Source organism: Fulvivirga aurantia (assembly GCF_009711475.1).
GTDB lineage: Bacteria > Bacteroidota > Bacteroidia > Cytophagales > Cyclobacteriaceae > Fulvivirga > Fulvivirga aurantia.
Map to the genome: position 1 here is coordinate 1 of NZ_SMMD01000043.1, position 291 is coordinate 291.

At 49.5% G+C, this 291-nt stretch carries 1 protein-coding gene; it reads right to left on the reverse strand.

The annotated features are described in order from the left end of the window. Window positions 1–291: HAMP domain-containing protein (locus tag E1176_RS00050; RefSeq protein ID WP_155208565.1), on the reverse strand; the 291-nt coding region annotated here is incomplete at both ends.

Below are 291 nucleotides of genomic sequence, written 5' to 3' on the forward strand. Positions count from 1 at the left end.
ACCTTCTGTACCCACCTCACGGGCCACACGCGTTACCTCTTTTGAGAAAATCGTTAGTGAGTCCACCATGGTGTTGAGGGTACGTGATAGCTCAAGTACCTCACCTCCTTTTTCTTCTTCAGAAATTTTCTGAGAAAGGTCTCCATTCGCCACAGCTGTAGTCACAGTTGCAATCTCCCTCACCTGTGTGGTAAGGTTGGAAGCCATGGTATTTACGTTGTCTGTAAGCTCCAGCCACGCACCAGCAACATTTGGTACCTGCGCCTGACCACCTAGTATACCTTCGGTACC